Annotated in this window: 18 protein-coding genes; 13 read left to right on the plus strand and 5 right to left on the minus strand. The window is 63.2% G+C overall.

Annotation, left to right across the window (positions count from 1 at the left end; genetic code table 11):
- Positions 1–21: 21 nt before the first annotated feature.
- The 13 genes from atpA to BQ7477_RS05570 all read left to right on the plus strand — a co-directional run bounded on the left by atpA (position 22) and on the right by BQ7477_RS05570 (position 13161).
- Positions 22–1659, plus strand: a complete 1638-nt coding sequence (gene atpA, locus BQ7477_RS05510; protein ID WP_073983116.1) for a F0F1 ATP synthase subunit alpha — start codon at positions 22–24, stop codon at positions 1657–1659.
- A 3-nt stretch (positions 1660–1662) separates the two neighbouring features.
- The gene (locus BQ7477_RS05515; RefSeq protein WP_073983117.1) at positions 1663–2592 is read left to right on the plus strand and encodes a F0F1 ATP synthase subunit gamma; all 930 of its coding nucleotides are present in this window, start codon (positions 1663–1665) and stop codon (positions 2590–2592) included.
- Positions 2593–2617: 25 nt separating this feature from the next.
- The gene (atpD, locus tag BQ7477_RS05520) at positions 2618–4066 is read left to right on the plus strand and encodes a F0F1 ATP synthase subunit beta (protein ID WP_073983118.1); all 1449 of its coding nucleotides are present in this window, start codon (positions 2618–2620) and stop codon (positions 4064–4066) included.
- Positions 4066–4338 (plus strand): F0F1 ATP synthase subunit epsilon, encoded by a 273-nt coding sequence (locus BQ7477_RS05525; RefSeq protein ID WP_073983119.1) that lies wholly within the window; start codon positions 4066–4068, stop codon positions 4336–4338. Before atpD ends, BQ7477_RS05525 begins: the two co-directional genes overlap by 1 nt.
- Before the next feature lie 25 nt (positions 4339–4363).
- On the plus strand, positions 4364–4768 hold the full coding sequence (locus BQ7477_RS05530; RefSeq protein ID WP_073983120.1) for a DUF2550 family protein: 405 nt from the start codon (positions 4364–4366) through the stop codon (positions 4766–4768).
- Between the two features lie 22 nt (positions 4769–4790).
- Positions 4791–5483 carry an endonuclease NucS gene (gene nucS / locus BQ7477_RS05535; protein WP_073983121.1) on the plus strand — a complete coding sequence of 231 codons (693 nt, stop codon included), beginning with the start codon at positions 4791–4793 and terminating at the stop codon, positions 5481–5483.
- On the plus strand, positions 5483–6589 hold the full coding sequence (locus tag BQ7477_RS05540; protein WP_073983122.1) for a DNA glycosylase AlkZ-like family protein: 1107 nt from the start codon (positions 5483–5485) through the stop codon (positions 6587–6589). The genes nucS and BQ7477_RS05540 overlap by 1 nt, the downstream gene beginning before the upstream one ends.
- Before the next feature lie 27 nt (positions 6590–6616).
- Positions 6617–7807, plus strand: a complete 1191-nt coding sequence (locus tag BQ7477_RS05545) for an N-acetylglucosamine-6-phosphate deacetylase (protein WP_129582514.1) — start codon at positions 6617–6619, stop codon at positions 7805–7807.
- Positions 7808–7857: 50 nt separating this feature from the next.
- A complete protein-coding gene (locus BQ7477_RS12390) occupies positions 7858–8100 on the plus strand; it encodes a hypothetical protein (RefSeq protein WP_073983124.1) in 243 nt (80 codons plus the stop codon).
- 151 nt (positions 8101–8251) lie between these two features.
- Positions 8252–9721, plus strand: a complete 1470-nt coding sequence (locus tag BQ7477_RS05555; RefSeq protein WP_073983532.1) for a hypothetical protein — start codon at positions 8252–8254, stop codon at positions 9719–9721.
- Entirely contained in the window at positions 9718–10716 is a 999-nt protein-coding gene (locus BQ7477_RS05560; RefSeq protein ID WP_073983125.1) for a hypothetical protein, read from the plus strand. The genes BQ7477_RS05555 and BQ7477_RS05560 overlap by 4 nt, the downstream gene beginning before the upstream one ends.
- Positions 10717–10814: 98 nt before the next feature.
- On the plus strand, positions 10815–11720 hold the full coding sequence (locus BQ7477_RS05565) for a tetratricopeptide repeat protein (protein WP_073983126.1): 906 nt from the start codon (positions 10815–10817) through the stop codon (positions 11718–11720).
- Positions 11721–12990: 1270 nt separating this feature from the next.
- Entirely contained in the window at positions 12991–13161 is a 171-nt protein-coding gene (locus BQ7477_RS05570; RefSeq protein WP_073983533.1) for a cation transporter, read from the plus strand.
- Between the two features lie 112 nt (positions 13162–13273).
- Here the strand turns inward: BQ7477_RS05570 and glgB are convergent, their stop codons facing one another.
- The 5 genes from glgB to glgX all read right to left on the minus strand — a co-directional run bounded on the left by glgB (position 13274) and on the right by glgX (position 21571).
- Positions 13274–15469, minus strand: a complete 2196-nt coding sequence (glgB, locus tag BQ7477_RS05575; protein WP_073983127.1) for a 1,4-alpha-glucan branching protein GlgB — start codon at positions 15467–15469, stop codon at positions 13274–13276.
- A 161-nt stretch (positions 15470–15630) separates the two neighbouring features.
- The gene (locus BQ7477_RS05580; protein ID WP_073983534.1) at positions 15631–17673 is read right to left on the minus strand and encodes a maltotransferase domain-containing protein; all 2043 of its coding nucleotides are present in this window, start codon (positions 17671–17673) and stop codon (positions 15631–15633) included.
- A gap of 177 nt (positions 17674–17850) precedes the next feature.
- Positions 17851–18105: a hypothetical protein gene (locus BQ7477_RS05585; protein ID WP_073983128.1), complete on the minus strand. Its 255-nt coding sequence runs from the start codon at positions 18103–18105 to the stop codon at positions 17851–17853.
- 29 nt (positions 18106–18134) lie between these two features.
- Positions 18135–19235, minus strand: coding sequence for a tryptophan--tRNA ligase (gene trpS / locus BQ7477_RS05590; protein ID WP_073983129.1), 1101 nt, complete (start codon positions 19233–19235; stop codon positions 18135–18137).
- A 47-nt stretch (positions 19236–19282) separates the two neighbouring features.
- Positions 19283–21571, minus strand: coding sequence for a glycogen debranching protein GlgX (gene glgX / locus BQ7477_RS05595; RefSeq protein WP_073983130.1), 2289 nt, complete (start codon positions 21569–21571; stop codon positions 19283–19285).
- Positions 21572–21636: the final 65 nt, after the last annotated feature.

The raw sequence follows: 21636 nt of genomic DNA on the forward strand, positions 1-21636 counted from the left end.
TTTTCTTAGTTAGGAATCCTCATGGCTGACCTCAGCATCTCCCCGGAGGAAATCCGAGGAGCACTGGACTCCTTCATGGAGTCCTACCGTCCGGCGGACGTGGCCACCGAAGAGGTGGGGCACGTCATCGAAACAGCCGATGGTATCGCTCACGTCGAGGGCCTGCCCGGCACCATGGCGAACGAACTGCTGCGTTTCGAGGACGGGACGCTAGGTCTGGCCATGAACCTGGACCAGCGCGAGATTGGCGCCGTCATCCTCGGCGATTTCGGAGGTATCGAAGAAGGACAGGTCGTCCACCGAACGGGCGAGGTTCTCTCCGTCCCGGTCGGTGACGGGTACCTCGGTCGCACGGTCGATCCCCTCGGTCGGCCCATCGACGGCCTCGGCGACATCACCAATCTGGAAGGACGCCGCGCGCTCGAGCTGCAGGCCCCCGGCGTCATGATGCGTAAGAGCGTCCACGAGCCCCTCGCCACCGGCCTGAAGGCCATCGACTCTATGATCCCGGTTGGTCGCGGCCAGCGTCAGCTCATCATCGGTGACCGTAAAACCGGTAAGACCGCCATCGCCTTGGATACGATCCTGAACCAGCGCGAGAACTGGAAGAGCGGCGACCCGAACAAGCAAGTGCGCTGCATCTACGTTGCCATCGGCCAGAAGGGGTCGACGATCGCATCCGTGCGCTCGACGCTTCAGGACGCCGGCGCGATGGAATACACGACAATCGTGGCATCCCCGGCCTCGGACCCCGCCGGTTACAAGTACATGGCCCCCTACACGGGTTCCGCCATCGGTCAGCACTGGATGTATCAGGGCAAGCACGTCCTCATCGTCTTCGATGACCTCTCGAAGCAGGCCGAGGCCTACCGCGCGGTGTCGCTGCTGCTGCGCCGCCCGCCGGGGCGTGAGGCCTACCCGGGAGATGTTTTCTATCTGCACTCGCGTCTGCTGGAGCGCTGCGCGAAGCTGTCGGATGCCCTCGGCGGTGGCTCCATGACGGGCCTGCCGATCATCGAGACGAAGGCGAACGACGTGTCGGCCTACATCCCGACCAATGTCATTTCGATCACCGATGGCCAAATCTTCCTCCAATCGGACCTGTTCAACGCGAACCAGCGCCCCGCAGTCGATGTCGGTATTTCGGTGTCACGCGTCGGTGGTGCCGCGCAGCCTAAGGCCATGAAGAAGGTCGCCGGCACACTCAAGCTCACGCTCGCCCAGTACCGTTCGATGGCCGCCTTTGCCATGTTTGCCTCCGATCTGGATGCTGCAACCCGCCGCCAGCTGACCCGCGGCGAGCGCCTCATGGAGCTGCTCAAGCAGCCCCAGTCCACGCCGTACGCGCTGGAGGACCAAGTCGCGTCGATCTGGATGGGTACGAAGGGCTACCTCGACGACATTGAGGTCTCGGACGTGCTGCGCTTCGAGCGCGGCCTGCTCGATCACCTGCACGCCAACTCGACGGTTCTAGACACTATCGCAGCGAGCGGTGACCTGACCTCCGAGACGGAGGAAGCGCTGAAGGATGCCGTCGAGGAATTCCACCGTCAATGGCTGAGCGCCGGTCGCGGTGTGGACGACCTTGAAGACGGCCAGGTCGAGGCAGAGCGCACCCGCGAGGAAATTTCGCGCGGTCGCACGAACGAGAAGGCCTAAACGATGGGCGGACAGCAGAGGATCTACAAGCAGCGCATCGCCTCAACGACGACGCTCGCCAAGGTCTTCCGCGCCATGGAGATGATCGCTGCGTCTCGCATTGGCGCGGCGCGGCGCGCTGCCACCGAGGCGGGTCCCTACGAAAAGGCACTCACCCAGGCGGTCGCGGCGGTCGCGGTCCACACAGACCTCGACCATCCGCTGACGGAGGAACGCGAGGATACCAAGCGCGTCGCCGTCCTGGTCGTCGCCTCGGACCGCGGTATGGCCGGCGCCTACTCGGCGACCATCCTACGTGAGTCGGAGAAGCTCATTAGCGACCTGAAGGCTGAGGGACGCGAACCCGTCCTCTACACCTTCGGGCGCAGGGCGGCGGCGTATTTCCGTTTCCGTGGCGTGGTTATCGAACGCGAGTGGGAGGGCGAATCGGATTCGCCGAGTCCCGACACATCGCGCGACATTTCTCGCGTCTTGCTTGAACGATTCTTGGACACGGACCCCTCCACCGGCGTCGGCGAGCTTCATCTCGTCTACACGCGTTTCAAGACGGTCATGAGTCAGGTTCCCGAGGTACGCCAGATGCTGCCGCTCACGGTTGTGGATACCCCCGAGTCCGACGAGGAGCGCACGGTCGAACGCGGCTACGCCGATGATCCGGCCTCGGCGCTGCCCGAGTACGAGTTCATTCCCTCGCCCGAGGCAGTCCTGGACACGCTGCTGCCCCTCTACGTCGAGGCACGCATCCACAACGTCCTGCTTCAGTCGGCGGCGTCCGAACTCGCGTCGCGCCAGCGCGCCATGCACACGGCGACGGACAACGCCCAGGAACTCATCACGAAGTACACACGTCTGGCGAACTCGGCCCGCCAGGCGGAAATCACCCAGGAAATCACCGAAATCGTGGGCGGGGCCGACGCTCTGGGCGCGAGCTGAGCCCTTCGAGACACGGAGTAACACAATGACTGATACACCTGCAATCGCCGAGGGACGCGTCGCCCGCGTCGTCGGCCCTGTCGTCGATGTCGAGTTTCCCCCGGACCGCATCCCGCCCCTGTACAACGCGCTGACCGTCGAGGTTAACCTCGCCGGTCAGGGAGAGGGCGAGTCGAGCTTCACGATGACCCTCGAGGTCGCCCAGCACCTCGGCGATAACCTTGTTCGCGCAATTGCTTTGAAGCCTACGGACGGCTTGGTTCGCGGCGCCCCCGTCACCGACACCGGTGCACCCATCTCCGTTCCCGTCGGTGACGTGACCAAGGGCCACGTCTTCAACGTGACCGGCGATGTGCTCAACCTCGAAGAGGGCGAGACCCTTGAGATCACCGAGCGTTGGCCTATTCACCGCCAGCCACCGGCTTTCGATCAGCTCGAGGCACGCACCAAGATGTTCGAGACCGGTATCAAGGTGATCGACCTGTTGACCCCCTACGTGCAGGGCGGGAAGATCGGCCTGTTCGGTGGCGCAGGCGTCGGCAAGACGGTCCTCATCCAGGAGATGATCCAGCGCGTGGCCCAGGACCACGGAGGCGTCTCCGTGTTCGCTGGCGTCGGCGAGCGTACTCGTGAGGGTAACGATCTGATCGGTGAGATGGAAGAGGCTGGCGTCTTCGATAAGACCGCTCTCGTCTTTGGCCAAATGGATGAGCCGCCGGGGACGCGTCTGCGCATCGCCCTGACCGGCCTGACGATGGCGGAGTACTTCCGCGATGTTCAGCACCAGGACGTGCTGCTGTTCATCGACAACATCTTCCGCTTCACTCAGGCGGGATCCGAGGTGTCCACGCTGCTGGGTCGAATGCCTTCGGCCGTGGGTTACCAGCCGAACCTGGCTGACGAGATGGGGCAACTCCAGGAGCGCATCACCTCCGCCGGTGGCCACTCGATCACCTCCCTGCAGGCGATCTACGTGCCCGCCGACGACTACACCGACCCTGCGCCGGCGACGACCTTCGCACACCTGGACGCGACGACCGAGCTCTCCCGAGAGATTGCGGCTAAGGGTATTTACCCGGCCGTGGACCCCCTGGCCTCGTCCTCTCGTATTCTCGATCCGGCCTTGGTTGGACGCGAGCATTACGACGTTGCCACGCACGTCAAGGCGATTCTGCAGAAGAACAAGGAACTGCAGGACATCATCGCGATCCTCGGCGTGGACGAACTGAGTGAGGACGATAAGGTTACGGTCGCACGCGCGCGCCGCATCGAACAGTTCCTCTCGCAGAACATGTACATGGCCGAGAAGTTCACGGGAGTGCCCGGCTCTACCGTGCCCTTGTCGGAAACCATCGAGGCGTTCAAGCGTATCGCCGAAGGTCACTATGACGATGTTCCCGAGCAGGCGTTCTACAACTGCGGTGGCATCGACGACCTGGAGCGCAACGCCCACGAACTGGCCAAGGAAGCCTGATGGCATCGAGCAAGTCCTTGCAGGTGGAGGTCGTCTCTCACGAGGGACGACTGTGGCACGGAGCGGCACTGTCCGTGCGGATTCCGACGGTGGATGGCGCCCTGGGCATCCTGCCGGGGCGGCAGCCGCTGCTCGCGCAGTTGGGCGAGGGAACAGTCACGGTGACTCGCGCGGACGAGGTCGTATCCTTCGAGGTCAATGGGGGATTCGCCTCAGTTGACTTCGACTTTGTCACGCTTGTCGCTGATAGCGCTACAGTGGCAGCACAATAAGTTGACGCAACGCGAGGAGGACCTCATGAACCTGACGCATTTTTCGATCTGGTGTGTGGTTCTCCTGGTGTGTGTTGGGGTGATCCTGTGGGCGTACATGAATGTGCGCGCCCGCAGGATCACGTCGCGTTTGGGCGCGTTTCGGTGTTGGTCGCGCCCCGACCATCACTCGGGTTGGACGGCCGGGATAGGCGTGTACGGGGTCGAGGAACTCTCGTGGTATCGGTTAGTTGGCCTCACGTTCACGCCCGTCTATACGATTCCTCGGCGTGGGATGGAGGTCTCCGCTCCGATCTCGCACACCGCCGACGGGGCGATGGTCGAGGTGCGCTTGGCCTATGGTGAGCATCGTTACGAGGTGGCCGTGGAACGCCTGACATATAACGGGTTAGTGTCCTGGGTGGAGTCGGGTCCTCCACGCCGCCCGTGAGCGGGATTGGTAAGCTCACGGAGTGCGTATTGTTATTGCCTCTTGCACCGTTGATTATTCCGGTCGTCTGAGCGCCCACCTTGACGCCGCCAAGCGCGTCATCATGCTCAAGGGTGACGGCTCGGTTCTCATTCATTCCGAGGGTGGCTCCTACAAGCCGCTCAACTGGATGACGGCGCCGTGCACGGTCTCCGTTGGCGATCCTTCCGAGGACGAGGAGGACGTGGAGGCCGTGTGGACGGTGCAGGCCGATAAGACGGATGACAAGCTGATCATCCGCATTCACGAGGTGATCGCGGACGTCAGCGAGGACCTGGGTGTGGACCCCGGCCTCGTGAAGGACGGAGTGGAGGCGCACCTGCAAGAGCTACTGGCCGAGCAGGTTCCGCAGATCCTCGGAGAGGGCTGGGAATTGGTGCGCCGGGAGTATCCGACGCCCGTGGGCCCCGTGGATCTCATGGTGCGCGACGCCGACGGCAATCACGTGGCGATCGAGGTCAAGCGTCGCGGCGGCATCGACGGCGTCGAACAGCTGACGCGCTACCTGTCGCTGCTGGGGCGCGACGCGCTCTTGGGTGACGTGACGGGTATCTTCGCCGCGCAGGAGATCACGAAGCAGGCGCGCACCCTCGCGGAGGATCGCGGGATCCGCTGCGTCATCCTGGATTATGACGCGATGCGAGGTTTTGATGACCCCGAGTCGCGTCTGTTCTGATGGTGTTATCTGCGCGGGTCAGCCTGGGGAGAATCGTCGCCCAAGGACTCGTCTCCGCGACCGCTTCGCGCTCACCGCTGGATGCCGTTGAGAATCTGGTGGCGCTGCAAGGCCAGCAGGCCAGCGCGATCCCGTGGGCGATCGGAGTGCGCTGCCAGGTCGCGTCGCGCGCCGATATTGAGGATTCGTTTGCGCGTGGGGAGCTGGTTCGTTCCTGGCCGATGCGTGGCACCGTTCACGTGACGAGCGCTCGTGACCACCACTGGCTGCGTCGCTTGCTGCGCCATCGACGTGCGGCGTGGGAACGCCAGGCGAACGCCCTCGGCCTCGATGATGCGATTGTCGAGCGCGCGGCTCAGGTGGCGTGCGAGCTGCTGGAAGCGTCGCCGATGGGGGTGAGCCGCGGGGAGCTGGTTGAGGCGTGGGCGCGCAGCGGGATCGACACTGTGACGGTCTCTTCCTCCGGGGCGGGCCTGCGTCGTCGCCACCTCGTGATGCGCCTGCACGTGGACGGGCTGGTGACCTCGGGTCCCGTGCGCGGCGGGGAGCATCTGATCGTTGACGCTCGACCGCTGCCCGGAGCCCCGGGAGTGGCGAAGGGGGAGCCGGGGCACGAAGAAGCTCTCGCTGTCCTGGCAGCGCGCTACGCCTGGGGTCACGGACCTATCGACGAGGCCGACTTAGCCAGGTGGACCGGGTTGACTGTGACGGAGGCGCGTCGGGCGATGGACGGCGCGCGCGAGGCGGGGGAGAGCATCGGTCTACCCGTCGCAGAGTTCGACGGCGCTTTGGCGCGCGCAGACCTCGCGGACCTCGTAGAGGAGAACCGTGCCGAGGCCGAAGCGATGCTCGCGTTGCCCTCGTTCGACGAGCTGCACGTTGGGTACAAGGACCGCTCCTGCCTGACTGACGAGGCGGTTGAGGCCCTGATCTGCCCGGCGAAAAACGGCATGTTTCGTCCGATCATCGTCGAGGGAGGTCGAGTGGTGGCCGTGCGGGCTCCTGGGCGTCAGGTCGTGATGGCCGCAGGATGCCAGTCCTTGCAGCAATTGGCGCGTTGCGCGTTCATCGAATGGGAGAAATGGTTGTCTGAGACACAGCGATGACGTGTCAGGTGTGCCACAATGAGGATCATGACTGTTTCTGTGCTGCGCGGTCGTCTGGTTCTGGAAGATTCCATCGTTGAGGATGGAATTATTGAGATCGACGGCCCGACCATTACTCGTGTGTGTCCCGTGTCAGATTATGAGGTTGAGGCGCCAGAAGCTACCGATTCGACCTTCCTGCCCGGCCTCGTCGATGTGCATTGCCACGGTGGTGGAGGGGAATCCTTCCCTAATGCTGAAAGTGCCGAAGCTGCGCTCGTGGCTGTCATGGAGCATCGCCGCCACGGTACGACGACGTTGGTTGCTTCCTGCGTGACCGCCTCTGCGCAGGTGCTGCGCGCTCGCGCGAAGACCCTCGCGGAGCTGGCGAAGGCAGACGAGATTGCCGGCATTCACTTCGAAGGTCCCTTCGTGTCCCACGAGCGCTGCGGTGCCCAGGATCCGACCTTCATCATCGATCCCGACACGGAGTTGACGCGCACGCTCCTGCAGGACTGCGAGGGATACGCGCTCTCGATGACGCTAGCACCCGAGAAACCGAATGCCTATGGGCCGGGTTCGGTCGCCGAGGCATTGATCGCGGGGGGAGCGATTCCCTCGTGGGGGCACACCGACTCGAATTCAATGAAGGCCCGCGAGGCACTGGCATACTCACGCGAGCGTTTCTCCCAGGTGGTGACTAAGCGTGGCCCCCGCGCAACGATCACGCACCTCTTCAATGGCATGCGTCCTCTGCACCACCGTGATACGGGTCCTATCGCCGAATTCCTTTCCGATGCGGCCCGCGGTGGCGCGGTCGCGGAACTCATCTGTGACTCGATCCACGTCGATCCGACTCTTGTACGCGATGTCTATGAGATGGTGGGGCGCGAGCACGTCGTCTTCATTACTGACGCGATGGCAGCCGCTGGCATGGCCGACGGCCAGTACACGCTGGGACCGCAAGATGTTGTCGTGAAAGACGGCGTGGCGCGCCTGGCACAGGGCAATGCGATCGCTGGCGGTACCGCACACCTGATGGACTGCGTGCGCGTAGCCGTCACCCATGGTGGTATCCCCCTCGTCGATGCCGTTTACATGGCGTCCATGCAGGGTGCCACGATCCTGGGAGATCGTACAGTCGGCTCGCTTGCACCCGGTAAGAAGGCCGACATTGTTGAGGTGAGTGGGGATCTGAACGTGCGCCGCGTGTGGCGCCGTGGCACTGTGGTTGAGTGAGAGGTAAACGGAGCAAAAAACGACCGTGGGGCCAGGCGCGTCCGCTGCAGATGGACCGCCTCGCCTCCGTGCCGCGCACCGAGCGCGGCCCGGATGGGATTGATTACCAGGTTCGTCACCTACCCCGTGCGGCGAAGGAATATACGTGTCCGGCGTGCCTGCGTCCGATCCCTCGGGGCACAGCGCACGTCGTGGCCTGGCCACAGGAGGCTCCCTACGGTTTGCCTCAGGGCGTGGAAGGGCGTCGCCACTGGCATTCGGAGTGTTGGCGTCGGAGGCTTCGACCACTGTGACAAGAGATGTGATGCATCACTGCCCCGCCTGCGAATGTGCCTGTTCACACGGTTTGCACGTAGAGTGGGGGCTGAAGAATGCCCGCTGTGTGGGCGTTGGACCTGAGGAGCAACCGTGGAACTCTTGAAGCGATACGTGGCGGCATCGTCGATGGGCGCTGTCGCACTCGTATGCGTCCTTATCGGGCTGCTTGGCGTGACCGTGCTACGGCCGCCGACGCAGCAGGTCTCGTCGGTGGACTCTGCGACAGACCTGATTATGACGCGTGACAACGTGTTGTCGATCGTCAAGGATGACGTTACGGTGACTGCGACATCGAAGTCGGGTGCCCCGGTGACGCTCGTCATCGGCACGTCGCAGGATGCGAAAGGCTGGATCGGGAACGCCGCCTACACCGAGGTCATCGGTGTGGAGGCGGACCGCAATAAGCTCAAAGCGGAATCACACGAGGCGAACGGTACCGGCATGGTGAACACGCAGCCGCCCGCTCAGAAGTCAGCCCAGTCGGGCGCGCAGGCGAACGTTCAGTCCGGTGCCCAGCCCATCGCAGATCCGACGTCGGCTCAGCTGACTGATGAGCTGGCCAAGTCGCCTATGTGGTTCAAGCAGGAAAGCGGCACGGGTAGCGTGGCTATCGATTTGGAGAACGTTCCCAGTGGTCGTTCCGCGGTGGCGGCCTCCGCTGGAGGCCCCGGCGACTTGACACTGACGCTGACATGGAAGATCGAGCAGACGAACATGCTCGCGATTATCGCTTTCCTCGCGGCCTGCGTCTTTGCTCTCATCGCCCTCGCGATGTTCCTGACCCGCTGGCAGCTGTTGCGTTTGCGTAAGATTCGTGCAGCTCGCATCGAGGAACGCCGCAAGGCCGACTCACTGGAGACCTCGTCGATCAACACCGCAGAGGTTGCCGAGCGCATGGCTGCCGCTCGCGATTCTTCTTCCACTTCGGCACCCGAACCCGTCACTCAGGAAGCCGCCGTTGACGACGTCGGAGTGCAGGGAAGCGACGAGGAGCCGGTTGCGGAAAAAGCAGAGACAGACGATGAGGAAGCAGCTGCGCCCGCGTGGGGTGCAGCAGTTTTCGCAGCGACGTCCGGTGAAACGAACGAACCGAGTGCAGACGATACTGCCATTCGTGAGGCTCTCACACAAGAACCCGTACACCAGACGGTCATTCGTGAATCCATCGTGGGCATCCCAGCACCGGACCATAGCGCCGCGTTGGCTCAGGACGAGTATGTTCCCGACCCGATGACCGACACTTTTGAACGCCGAGGACGCCACGGCCTCGACAATGGCCCCATCGATCAGGATCCGCCCGAGCGCGCTACAAGTGACACGGGTGTCATCGACTTGTCTGGCATTCGTGGCGGTCGTACCCTGCCGTCGCGCCGCGCCTTGCGTGAAGCGCGCAACAAGGGTGAGGAGGTCGTGGTTGTTGACGGGCAAGAGTTCAATACCGGCCTGATTCCGATCACTCGCCCACGCAACGCAGCCGAGCAGACTCCCACGCCTACGGCACCCACCTCCGCCCCCGACGACGACGCATCAGCGACCGGCGGGTGGACCTCGATCATGTCCGGTTGGCTTAAGGACCGCCAGGGAGGAAAACAATGAAACGACGAACCCTTGCGGCCGCAACGGCCCTCGTGCTCATGACGTCCACGCTCGGCCTGAGCGCCTGCTCCAAAGAACTTGTTGCCCAATCCGGCTCCGACGCGCAGAGCACCGCTAACCTCGATCTTGAGCGCATCTCATCCGTCCTAGATGATGTCGGCAGCGCGATGGCGAGCGCCGATGCATCGCAGAATGCTGCCGATCTGGGCGATAAAGTGACGAATGGGGCCCTGGAAACGAGGACCGCGCAGTACGCGTTGGCCACCGCCACCGGGCAGGCTCCTCTGACCCTCGATTTCACACCAGCGTCCCTGGCGATCACGAACTCCGACTCGTGGCCGCGCGCGATCTTCAATATTTCCGCGTCCACCAAAACAGCTCTGCCTGTTGTGCAGGTGTACGTACAGGATTCGGCCCGTTCGGACTACAAGCTGACGAACTTTGCGCGTCTGCTGGGTGGAACCCAGCTGACCCTTCCTCCCGTCGGAACCGGCTCCGCTTACGTGACCGGCGACTCCGAGGGGTTTACCGTCAGCCCCGACACTGCTCTCGCGCAGTACATCACGATGCTGAATTCCGGCACACAGGACACGAGTCAGTTCGTGGCCGATGAGTTTACGAAGCAGACCCTCCAGCAGGTCACCGATTTGAACTCGTCGGTCAGCGCTGCTGGCTCCGTGACGATGGCGGCGTCCGCGACTGATTATCCAATCTCCGGGCTGGTCCTGCAGGACGGCTCCGCGCTGGTGGCCGCGAACGTTGCGTACACGCTCACCTACCAGCGCACGGTCGCGGGTTCCACAATGAACCTGGGAGGCGCGACCGCCTCGCTAAGTAAGGACGGCACGACAGTCGAAGGCACGGCAACGGTCGACTACATCGAGACCGTCATCATGCGAATCCCTTCCCAGAAGGCGGGCGGCAACGTTCAGATCGTTGGTGGAGATCGCGCCATCGTGAAGGTTGCGCTCGATTCCTCGTCGAGTCCGGGCTGATTTTCACCCGTAGCGCACACGTCGTCCCCGCGCCCTGTGGCGCGGGGACGACGCATATTATCGTTATGGACACTCAACGCGATCCGGAGAGGACACTCATGAACACGCCAGACCCACGCAAAGCTGCCCCAGCTGCGCCCGTCGTTCCCGCCGACTCTTACGGTGCTTATGACCTCGCGGAACGCGCGAGCCTGCCTGCCAACGACGAGCAGACGCCCGCGACGGGGGAGGGACTCCACATCCCGCTCATTACATCCGCGGACGAGGCCGGTTTCCAGGACGTCATGTCAACGTCCCAGGCGGTGCCGGTCATCCTGGCTCTGTGGTCGTCTCGCTCACTTGAATCGAAGCCGACGCTGGCGATGCTTGAAGAGATAACGCGTGAGCATGCGGGTGCCTTCCAGCTCGTCGAGGTGGACATCGACAAGGCTCCAGCGATCGCACAGGCCTTCCAGATTCAGGCAGTGCCCACGGTCGTTGCTCTTGTCGGAGGGCGACCTGTGCCCCTCTTCCAGGGCAGCGCAGGTAAAGATCAGGTTGCTCCCGTCATTTCCCAGATTCTTGAGGCTGGAGCCCAGATGGGCCTCACCGCTCGGATCGCCGTGGCCGCGCAAGACACCGTCGCTCCGATCCCTCCCGAGCACGAGGCACCGTTAGCAGCCGAGGAAGAGGGACGCCTAGACGAAGCGATCACCCTGTGGGAGCGGGTCGTGGAACTCAATCCGCGCGACGAGGACGCGAAGTCTCATCTGTCTCGCGTGCGCTTCGCTGCACGCGCCTACGGGGAGTCCGATGCGAGTGATCCGGCGGCCCGCGCCGATGCGCTCTTCGCCGCCGGCGATGCCACCGGAGCATTCGACGTACTGCTCGAACTCCTCGCAGGCACCACGAACGCCGAAGAACGAGACGCGCTGCGCGTGCGTCTCCTCGACCTTTTCCGCGTCGCCGGCTCATCCCCCGAGGTGTCCAAGGCGCGCACGCGCCTAGCGATGCTCCTTATGTGACGGTGCACGAAGCGGCTCCTAGCCGTACTGCATTTCAGCTGCACCACAAGAGAACCGAGGCCGGAGTAGGAATCCCTACCCCGGTCTCGTCATATCAGCTCATGCGGCAACGCCTCTCGGCATTCTAAAGAACGAGCTAGAGGACAAAACGTGTTGGTTGGGGCTCGGTCCCCTGGCATTGTTGCCGGAGGCATCGGTGGCGCTGGCGTGCTCGCGCCGCCGATGGGGGTTGGCCGTGACGTGCGCTTGCGTCGTCCGTCATTGTGCTTGCGTGCTTGCATCGCCGATGGGAGGCATCCCATCGGAGGGTTCCACGTGATCGGGAGGATTGCACCCGTTAGGGAGGATTGCACGTGATCCGTTGGGGTTGGATCTTCCCGATCGGGTGTTTCGCCTCATCGGCAACAAGCGTCGCCTGGGAGCTGGCCGCCCGTGCCCCGGCCCCGTTTCTGTCGGCGACGCCGTTCGGACATTAGCGGCGCCTCGCCTTACACGCGCCCGTGCGGCAGGGTCCCGTCGGCGACTCCTTACCGGTGTTTATCGGCACCCCGCCGGGCAGTCCTGCACCAGTGAGGGAGCATAACACCAGTGAGGGAGCATGACACCGGGGGTAGTGGTGGGGGTTTTGCAGCATTAGGAGCCTCCCTTCGGCGTGTCGCCGGCGTGTCGCGCCTCTAATGGTGCAATTCCCCCCGTTTGGTGGCGATGTCATCGGCTGGCAAGTCACGCACGGGTCCCCGTGTAGCGCACAACCCCACCTGGCACAGCGGCCTGGCACGGTGGATACCGCCGACGCAAACAACCTGCCCAAGCTCCACCGAGACAGATCAAGGGACCACGCACAGACTCACAATAAAACAAACAACTTCAATGTTGATTTTCCCGCACTAACAAGCCGAAAAGCCACCACAAAACCAGCACGTTTTGTCTATCCTTCAAGTTGGCTACCACCACCTCCAACACCAACTTCCCCGCACTAACACGCCGAAAAGTTACCACAAAACCAACACACTTTGCCCATCCTCCATGTTGGCACCCGCCACCTCCAACACCGACTTTCCCACGCGACAAAGCCGAAAAGTCACCCCTCCAGCAACACGTCTTGTCCTTTAACCGTTAAAGAACGGGCATACTACTTGAATACTGGAAACCGCGTCGACTGGTACCCCAGTCTGTGGGTATGCTTGAACATCTGGGATCCCACTCATGAGGATTATCAGGTTGCGCAACGTCTCACTTGGTTGGGCTATGGCTCGAGGGGGTGAAACCGGTGAAGTGGTTCATTATTGCGATCGTCTTCGTTGTGGTTGCCGTTTGGTACGGGTGGCATTCCACGCACAACGAACTGACGAAGAAGATCGATCGAGAGCCTGACCCGGAAGTCAGGAGCGAACTCATCAAACTACAGGGGCAAATAGACCGGGGGAGGGCTGGCTTCTGACCGGTGCCCGCACACAACGCCGCGCCCCCAAACCTACACGTACAACGAATAGGCAACGAGACAGGCCGGGGCAGGAATCCCTACCCCGGCCTCGTCGTATCACTCTATGGCGTCAGCGCACCTGCGAGGCGGGTACCAGCCAGAGGGCACCCAGCGGCGGCACGCGCAGCTGCGCGGAGACCGGGCGACCGTTCCACGGGGTGTCCTCGGCGATGATCGGGCCGACATTTACCACGCCGGAGCCACCGAACTCCTCGGCATCCGTATTGAGGATCTCGACCCACTCGCCGCCAAACGGCAGACCAACGCGGTAGCCTTCGTGCGGGTTGCCCGCGAAGTTGGACACGCAGACAACGACCTCGCGGTCACCATCCGTATTCGTCCCCTTACGCAGGTAGGAGATCAGGTTGTGATCGCCGTCGGAGGCGTCGATCCACTCGAAGCCCGTGTAGTCGTCGTCCCACATGGCGGGGCTGTCCGTGTAGATCGCGTTGAGACGCTCGACCAGCGCTGCGACACCGGCGTGGCCCTCCTGGTCCAGCAGCCACCAGTCAAGAGAGTAGGATTCATTCCACTCCTGCTCCTGACCGATCTCCTGGCCCATGAAGAGGAGCTGCTTACCCGGGTGACTCCACTGGTACGCGTAGAGGGAACGCAGACCCGCCAGGCGCTGCCACTTGTCGCCGGGCATCTTCGAAATGAGCGATCCCTTACCATGCACGACCTCGTCGTGCGAGAGGGGTAGCACGTAGTTCTCGGAGAATGCGTACACCAGCGAGAAGGTGAGTTCTCCATGGTGCCAGCGGCGGTTGACCGGATCCTCGCTCAGGTAGCGCAGCGTGTCATTCATCCAGCCCATGTTCCACTTCATGCCGTAGCCGAGGCCGCCACCGGAGGTGGGGGCGGTCACTCCTGGCCATGCCGTGGATTCCTCAGCGATCATGACGATGCCGGGGTGACGACGGTACGCGGTCGCGTTCGCTTCCTGGATGAAGTCGATGGCCTCCAGGTTCTCGCGTCCACCGTACTGGTTGGGACGCCACTGGCCGTCCTTGCGCGAGTAATCCAAGTACAGCATCGAAGCAACGGCATCGACGCGCAGGCCATCGACGTGGAAGTCCTCCAGCCAGTACAGGGCGTTGGCGACCAGGAAGTTACGCACTTCGCGACGACCAAAGTTAAAGACGTAAGTGCCCCAGTCAGGGTGCTCGCCGCGCAGGGGATCCGGATCCTCGTACAGGGGTGTTCCGTCGAAACGCGCGAGCGCGAAATCATCCTTCGGGAAGTGGGCTGGGACCCAGTCCAGGATGACGCCGATACCGGCGCGGTGGAATGCGTCCACCAGGTAGCGGAAGTCATCCGGCGTACCGTAGCGCGAGGTCGGGGCGAAGTAGGAGGTCACCTGATAGCCCCAGGAGCCGCCGAAGGGGTGCTCAGCCAAAGGCATGAACTCCACGTGCGTGAAGCCCATCTGCTTGACGTAGGGGACAAGCTCGTCGGCTAGCTCGCGGTAGCCCAGGCCCTGACGCCACGAACCCGCGTGGACTTCGTAGATCGACATGGGACCCGTGTGCGGGTTGCGGTCCTTGCGCGTGGACATCCACTCGTCGTCGGTCCATTCATGGAAGTAGTCAGTGACGACCGAGGCGGTGGCCGGCGGAATCTCGGTGGCGCGGGCCAGCGGGTCGGCCTTCTGGAACCAGTTGCCGCCGGGGCCTTGGATTTCGAACTTATAGCGTGCGCCGACGCCGACGCCGGGGACGAAGATCTCCCAGATGCCGGAGGAACCCAGTGAACGCATGGACGTGGCTCCACCGTCCCAGAAGTTGAATTCACCGACGACGCGCACTGCGCGCGCGTTGGGGGCCCACACGGCGAAAGCGGTGCCCGTGGTCTCGCCCATCTCATCCGTGTATGTCTTGACGTGGGCGCCGAGGACCTTCCAGAGGTTCTCGTGGCGGCCCTCGGAGATGAGGTATGTGTCCATCTCACCCAGGGTGGGCAGGAAGCGGTAGGGATCGTCGCGTAGGGTCGTGTCGTCGCCGTAGGTGACGGACACACGATAGGGCGGAATGTTCTCTCCAGGAACAGCCACTACCCAGACACCGCCGCGCTCGTGGGTGGCCGCGTAGGTGCCTGTCGGGGTGACGATCTCAACCGCGTCGGCTAGGCGTGCGACGGTGCGAATGGTGACACCTGTGTCGCTCAAGTGGGCGCCGAGCACAGAATGCGGCGAGTAGTAGGAGCCTGAGGCAACGGCGTCGAGAATGTCGTCATTGACCGGGATCGGCGTTAGTTCGCAGCTCATGGATTGTCCTTACTCCAGATGGTGTGAACTGCTGAGTTCACTGTCGTGTTTGTAGTCTATCGTTTGACCGGCAAAATTGGGAGCCGGGTCTCATTGAGGGGGGGTTGATTGTGTGGGCTGGTCCCGCCCGGCGCTTCGAAGCGCCGGGCGGAACTGTGTTGTTATGCCTGTGACCAGGGTGAGGAATGGGCGGGTTCAACTTTGAAGACGTGACCGAGACGCGTCACGGGGGACAGCTCCACCCAGTTGGATGATCCCCACACGTAGGAGTGCCCGTCGAGTTCGTCGACGACCGTGATGTTGCCGCCGGGCGTCGCTAGGCCCATGCCCGCCAGGTCCAGTTCGACGGAGGCATCCACTCCCTGGTGCGGGTCCAGTGAGATCACGCAGATGACGGTGTCGGGGTTGCCGTCTTCGGTGAACTTTCCGGGCACCTGGCGCGAGAACGCGATGAGGCGATCCGAGGACGTGGGATGGATGCGGATCTGGTGCAGCTGACGTAGCGCGGGGTGCTTGGCGCGTGCGGCATTGAGCAGTGTGAACAGACGCGAGATTCCAATATCATCGGCGTCTGCCCAGTGGCGGGGGCGGTACTCGTACTTCTCGTTATTGTTGGGTTCCTGGAAGGAACCGCGAGGCTCGTTTTCGACGAACTCGTAGCCCGAGTAGATGCCCCACGTGGGGGCGCCGAGCGCGGCGAGCATCGCGCGGATCGCGAAGATCGCGGTACCGCCGTCCCACATCTGTGGGGTGAGGATGTCGTGCGTGGTCGGCCAGAAGGCGGGACGCATGAGGTGTGCGGTCTCTTGGGAGATCTGGAGCAGGTATTCTTCGATTTCCTGCTTGTATGTCCTCCACGCGAAGTAGGTGTAGGACTGGTCGAAGCCGATCGCGCCTAGTGTGCGCATCATGGCGGGGCGCGTGAAGGCCTCGGCGAGGAAGAGCGTGCCCGGGTACTGGGCTTTGATGTCGGCGAGGAGGCGTTCCCAGAAGGGAATCGGTTTCGTGTGGGGGTTGTCGACGCGGAAGATCGTCACGCCGTGCTTGATCCACAGCTCGATGACGTCGCGTACGGCTTGGTAGATGCCCTCTGGGTCGTTATCGAAGTTCAGTGGGTAGATGTCCTGGTACTTCTTTGGCGGGTTCTCAGCGTACGCGATCGTGCCGTCGGCGCGCGTCGTAAACCATTCGGGATGTTCGGTGACCCATGGGTGGTTTGGGGAGCACTGGAGGGCCAGATCGAGGGCAACCTCCATGCCGAGGCTTCGTGCGCGATCCACGAAGCGGTCGAAGTCATCGAAGGTACCCAGATCTGGGTGGATGGCGTCGTGGCCGCCTTCGGGTGAGCCGATGCCGTAGGGGGATCCGGGGTCGCCGGGTGTCGCGGTCAGCGAGTTGTTCTTGCCTTTGCGGAAGGTGGTGCCGATCGGGTGGATGGGCGTCAGATAGACGACGTCGAAGCCCATACCGGCGATGCGAGGCAGGTCTTCGGCAGCGCGCTCAAGGGTGCCCGAGACCCAGGTGCCGTCGGGGTTCTGGTAGGCGCCTGCAGAGCGTGGGAAGATTTCGTACCACGCGCCGGCCAGCGCCTTGGTGCGGGCGACGTCGAGCGGGTAGGAGCGCGAGGAGTCGAGGAGGTCGCGCAGCGGGTGGTCGCGGAAGACCAGGCGGATACGCGAGGAAATGCCGGCTGATAGGCGCTGCTGGGGGGAGTGGTTGGTGTCGCGCAGGCGTCGTGCGGCGTCGTGCAGCGCTTCGATGTCCGAGGCCGGGGGCTGTTCTTGGGTCGGGTTGTGGAAGGCTGAGCCTGCTGCCGCGCGCTCCATGAGACGTGCGCCCTCCTCCAGCATCAGTTCCACGTCGATTCCGGCTCCGACCTTGACTGCTGCGTCGTGGCGCCACGTGGCGTAGGGATCCGACCAGGAATCCACGCGGAAGGTCCATGCGCCGGGAGCGTCGGGGGCCACCCAGGCTTCGTAGCGGTCCAGGCCGGGCGCGATGTCGACCATGCGGGTACGGGAGTATTCACCTCCGTCCGGGCGCAGCAGGACGGCTTCGGCGGCGAATGCGTCGTGTCCTTCGCGGAACACGGTTGCACGGATGGGGAAAGGCTCGCCTTCGGTCGCCTTAGCGGGAAGCGTTCCGTCTTCGATGACGGGGAACACTTCGATGATCGGGATACGGGGCAACAGTTTCTCGCTCACATATCCAACCCTAACGTATGGACCGACCAGCTGATAGGCGAAGATCACACCACGGAATGTGACCGATCTCCTATGCCTGGCAGGGGGAGGGCGAAGATTCAACGCCGGGAGCAAACTGCGGGGGTGGCATCCGAGCAACTCGGGTGCCACCCCCGCCTGTCGACCTGCGACGCGGAATCAGTGTCCGCTATTGAGTCCGGAGAAGATTGCAACGCCGAAGACGACGTACAACAGGATCGTCGCGACCAGGCCGATGATCTCCCAGGCTAAAAGGGCGCGCGCGAAGTTCCGCTTTGACGGGGCTGCGGCGGAGCCGAACGCCAACACGAGTATGTAAATGAAACCGACCAGCGGAATAGGGGTGATGAGCAGCGTGATCATCCACGAGCCAACGGATTCGTCGGGACGCTCGGGGAGCTGGTTGTATGCCATGATGGCCTCCAAAGGGATTGTGTGAGGGATTAATAGTTCATCTGCATCGCTGTACGGACCTCGGACAGAGTCTGATCCGCCTGCTCGTTGGCACGTTCATTGCCGGCGTGCAGGATACTCAGCAGATAGTCTTCGTTGGCGATCAGCTCGGCGCGGCGAGACCGCAGGGGAGCGAGCATCTCGTTGAGTGACTCAGTCACGAGCGCCTTCAAGGTGCCCGCGCCGGCGTCGCCAATGCGCTCCGCGATGACCTCGGGGGCGTCGCCCGTGGCCAGCGAGGCCAGCATCAGTAGGTTGGAAACCTCGGGTCGGTCGACCGGATCGAAGGTGATGCGACGCTGCGCGTCCGTCTTCGCCTTCTTCAGGATCTTCGCGGTTTCGTCGGCGCTCATGCGCAGCTCGATCGTGTTACCGCGCGACTTCGACATCTTCTGTCCGTCCGTGCCCAGCAGCAACGGGACTTCGGACAGGAGGGCCTCGGGGCGGGGGAACACGGGACGCTCGGGGGTCGCGCGGCCGTAGCGCTTGTCGAAGCGCTGGGCGATCAGGCGTGCCTGCTCGAGGTGAGGGAGCTGGTCCTGACCCACGGGCACGATGTTCGCCTTGCAGAAGAGGATGTCGGCGGCCTGGTGGACCGGGTAGGTCAGCATGAGGCCCGTCATTGCGCGGCCCTCGGTGGCCTCCAGCTCGGCCTTCACCGTCGGGTTGCGGTGCAGCTCCGACTCCGTGACCAGGGAGAGGAACGGGAGCATCAGCTGGTTGAGGGCCGGGACCGCCGAGTGGTTGAAGATCGTGGAGCGCTGCGGGTCGATACCCGCAGCCAGGTAGTCCGCGACGAGGCCGAGGACGCGCTCGCGTATCGGGCCCACGCCGTCGCGGTCGGTGATCACCTGGTAGTCAGCGACCAGCACCCAGGTTTCCACGCCGCGGTTCTGCAACAGCACGCGGTTACGAAGGGTGCCGAAGTAGTGGCCCAAATGCAGGTGACCCGTGGGGCGGTCTCCGGTGAGGATGCGGAAACGCGAAGGATCTTCGTCGATTGCCAGGTCGATCTCGGCGCTTCGGGCCTTCGAGCGGGCCAGCGAGGCATCGGAGGTTGCGGTTTCCAGGGCATCTTCACTGAGAGTCATATATTGATCCTAACGAGTGTATAGAAATAAACAAAAATGGCGGCGCGTTAGTTTTCGGGCTGGAAGGCGATGTCGGACAGCAGAATAGTCACGGACAGTGCTTCGATTGTGAGTGTCGAACGCGGGGTGACGTGCTCGACCTCGAGGGAAAGCTCGGCGGGGTCTAGCGAAGAGCCGATGCCTCCGTTGGCGGGCGTTTCCCACACCGTGGAGTAGGCGATCAGCCAGTCGAGGTCGTGGCCGCCGGGCAACGTTACCTGTGCGTCGTTGAGGTTCGCGTTGATAATGATGAGGGCGTCTCGGTCGCCCCATGTCACGCCGGAACGCAGCATCTGGAAAGTACGGTGGCGCGAGTCCGTCCATCCGTAGTCCGGCATCGGCGTGCCCTCGGCGGTATACCAGGACAGGTCAGGCACCGAATCGCCGCCGTAGGGCCGACCGGTCGCGAAGCGATCGGGCCGCAGCACCGGGTGTGCCTTACGCAGGGCGATCAGCCATGAAACAGCATCGATTTGCGCCTGTTGGCCTTCTGCCAGATCCCAGTCAACCCACGAGGTCGGACTGTCTTGGCAGTACGCGTTGTTGTTGCCGTCCTGGGTGCGTCCGAACTCGTCGCCACCCGTGATCATCGGCGTGCCCGAAGAGACGAGCATGGTGGCCAAGATGTTGCGCTGCGACCGTGCACGCAGCTTGGGTTTCTGCATGCGGGAAAGAATGGGGTAGGGGGTCGCAGCGTCCGGGTGGGCCGCGCCGGAGGCCAGCGGTCCTTCGAGGCCGTGGTTCCACGAGCGGTTGTCGTCTGAGCCGTCGCGGTTGTTCTCGAGATTGTCCCGGTTGTGCTTGCGGTCGTAGGCCGTCAGATCTGCCAGGGTGAAGCCGTCGTGTGCGGTCACGAAGTTGATGGAGGCGCGCGGCCCACGCAGGCGCCCAAGGCCGTGTTCGAAGACGTCCTGAGAGCCGGACAGACGGGTCGCCAGATCGTTAGGTCCGGAGACGATGTGGCCCGAGGCCTGAGCTCGCACGTCTGCGAGCCAGAAATTACGGAGGGCGCCGCGGTAGTGGTCGTTCCACTCCGAGAAAGGGACCGGGAAGTTGCCGGTCTGCCATCCTCCGGGACCCACGTCCCAAGGTTCGGCGATGAGCTTCGTGTGGGCCAAAATGTCGTCCGTGGCCATCGCGATGAGGAGCGGGTGCATCGGGGAAAAGCCGGTCGAGAAACGACCGAGAGTGGCGGCCAGGTCAAAACGGAAGCCATCAACGCCCATCTCACGGGTCCAGTAGCGCAGTGAGTCCATAACCATCTGGATGGTCTTGGGGTGGTCCATGTTCATCGTGTTACCGGTTCCGGTTACGTCGATGGTCTGGACGGGGCGCGAGCTGGTGTGGCGGTAATACATGTCGGAGTCCAGGCCCCGCCACGACAGAGATGGACCCGCGTCACCGCCCTCGCACGTGTGGTTGTAGACGACGTCGAGGATGACCTCAATACCCGCCTTGTGCAGGAGAGACACCATGCCGCGGAACTCGTCGACGACGGCCTGTGCGCCGGCCTGCTGAGAGGCGGCGGTCGCGTAGGAGGGTTCGGGGGCGAAGAAAGAGAGCGTGGAGTAGCCCCAGTAGTTCGTCAGGCCGCGTTCGGTGAGGAATGGTTCATCACACTTGGCGTGAACGGGCAGCAGCTCGACGGCAGTGATACCCAGGTCCCTCAGATAGGACACGGCGGCCGGGTGTGCCAGGCCCGCGTAGGTTCCACGCAGAGGTTCGGGAACACCCTGCATATTCTTGGTGAAGCCTTTGACGTGGAGTTCGTAGATGACCGTCGTCTCCCACGGGGTTCGCGGCTTGGGAAGGATCGGGAATGAGGACTCAACCACAACCGAGCGCGGCATGTATGGCGCCGAGTCGATGGGGGAACGGCGCATCGGATACTCGGACGGATAGAGGTCCTCGTCCACGCTGTGTGCGTAGACGGCGGACTTCATGTCCACGGCACCCTCGAGGCCGCGCCCATAGGGATCGAGGAGAAGCTTGTGCGAGTTGAAGAACTTGCCTCCGTCCGGATCCCACGTCCCGTGCGCGCGGAAACCATAACGTGTGCCCGTCCCGTAGCCGGAGATGTGGCCATGCCACACGCCCGTCTTCGGCCCCAGCAGGGAAAAGCGAGTCTCAGCTCCGGCCTCGTCAAAAATACACATGTCCACGCCGGAGGCGCCGCGTGCGATCACCGCGACATCGAGACCGTCGCCCGACGGGAAAACCCCCAGGCGAGTGGGCAGCGGGTTAGGTTCGGTGACGCGCCGAATGGGCGCGTGGGACGAGCCGGATCGCTCGGACATAGATGTTGTGCCTCTTCCTGGTGAACGACTGATGGAGTCATTGCCTCGTGGACGTAGCCACCCCC

The sequence above is a fragment of the Actinomyces bouchesdurhonensis genome, assembly GCF_900128465.1.
Classification (GTDB): Bacteria; Actinomycetota; Actinomycetes; order Actinomycetales; family Actinomycetaceae; genus Pauljensenia; species Pauljensenia bouchesdurhonensis.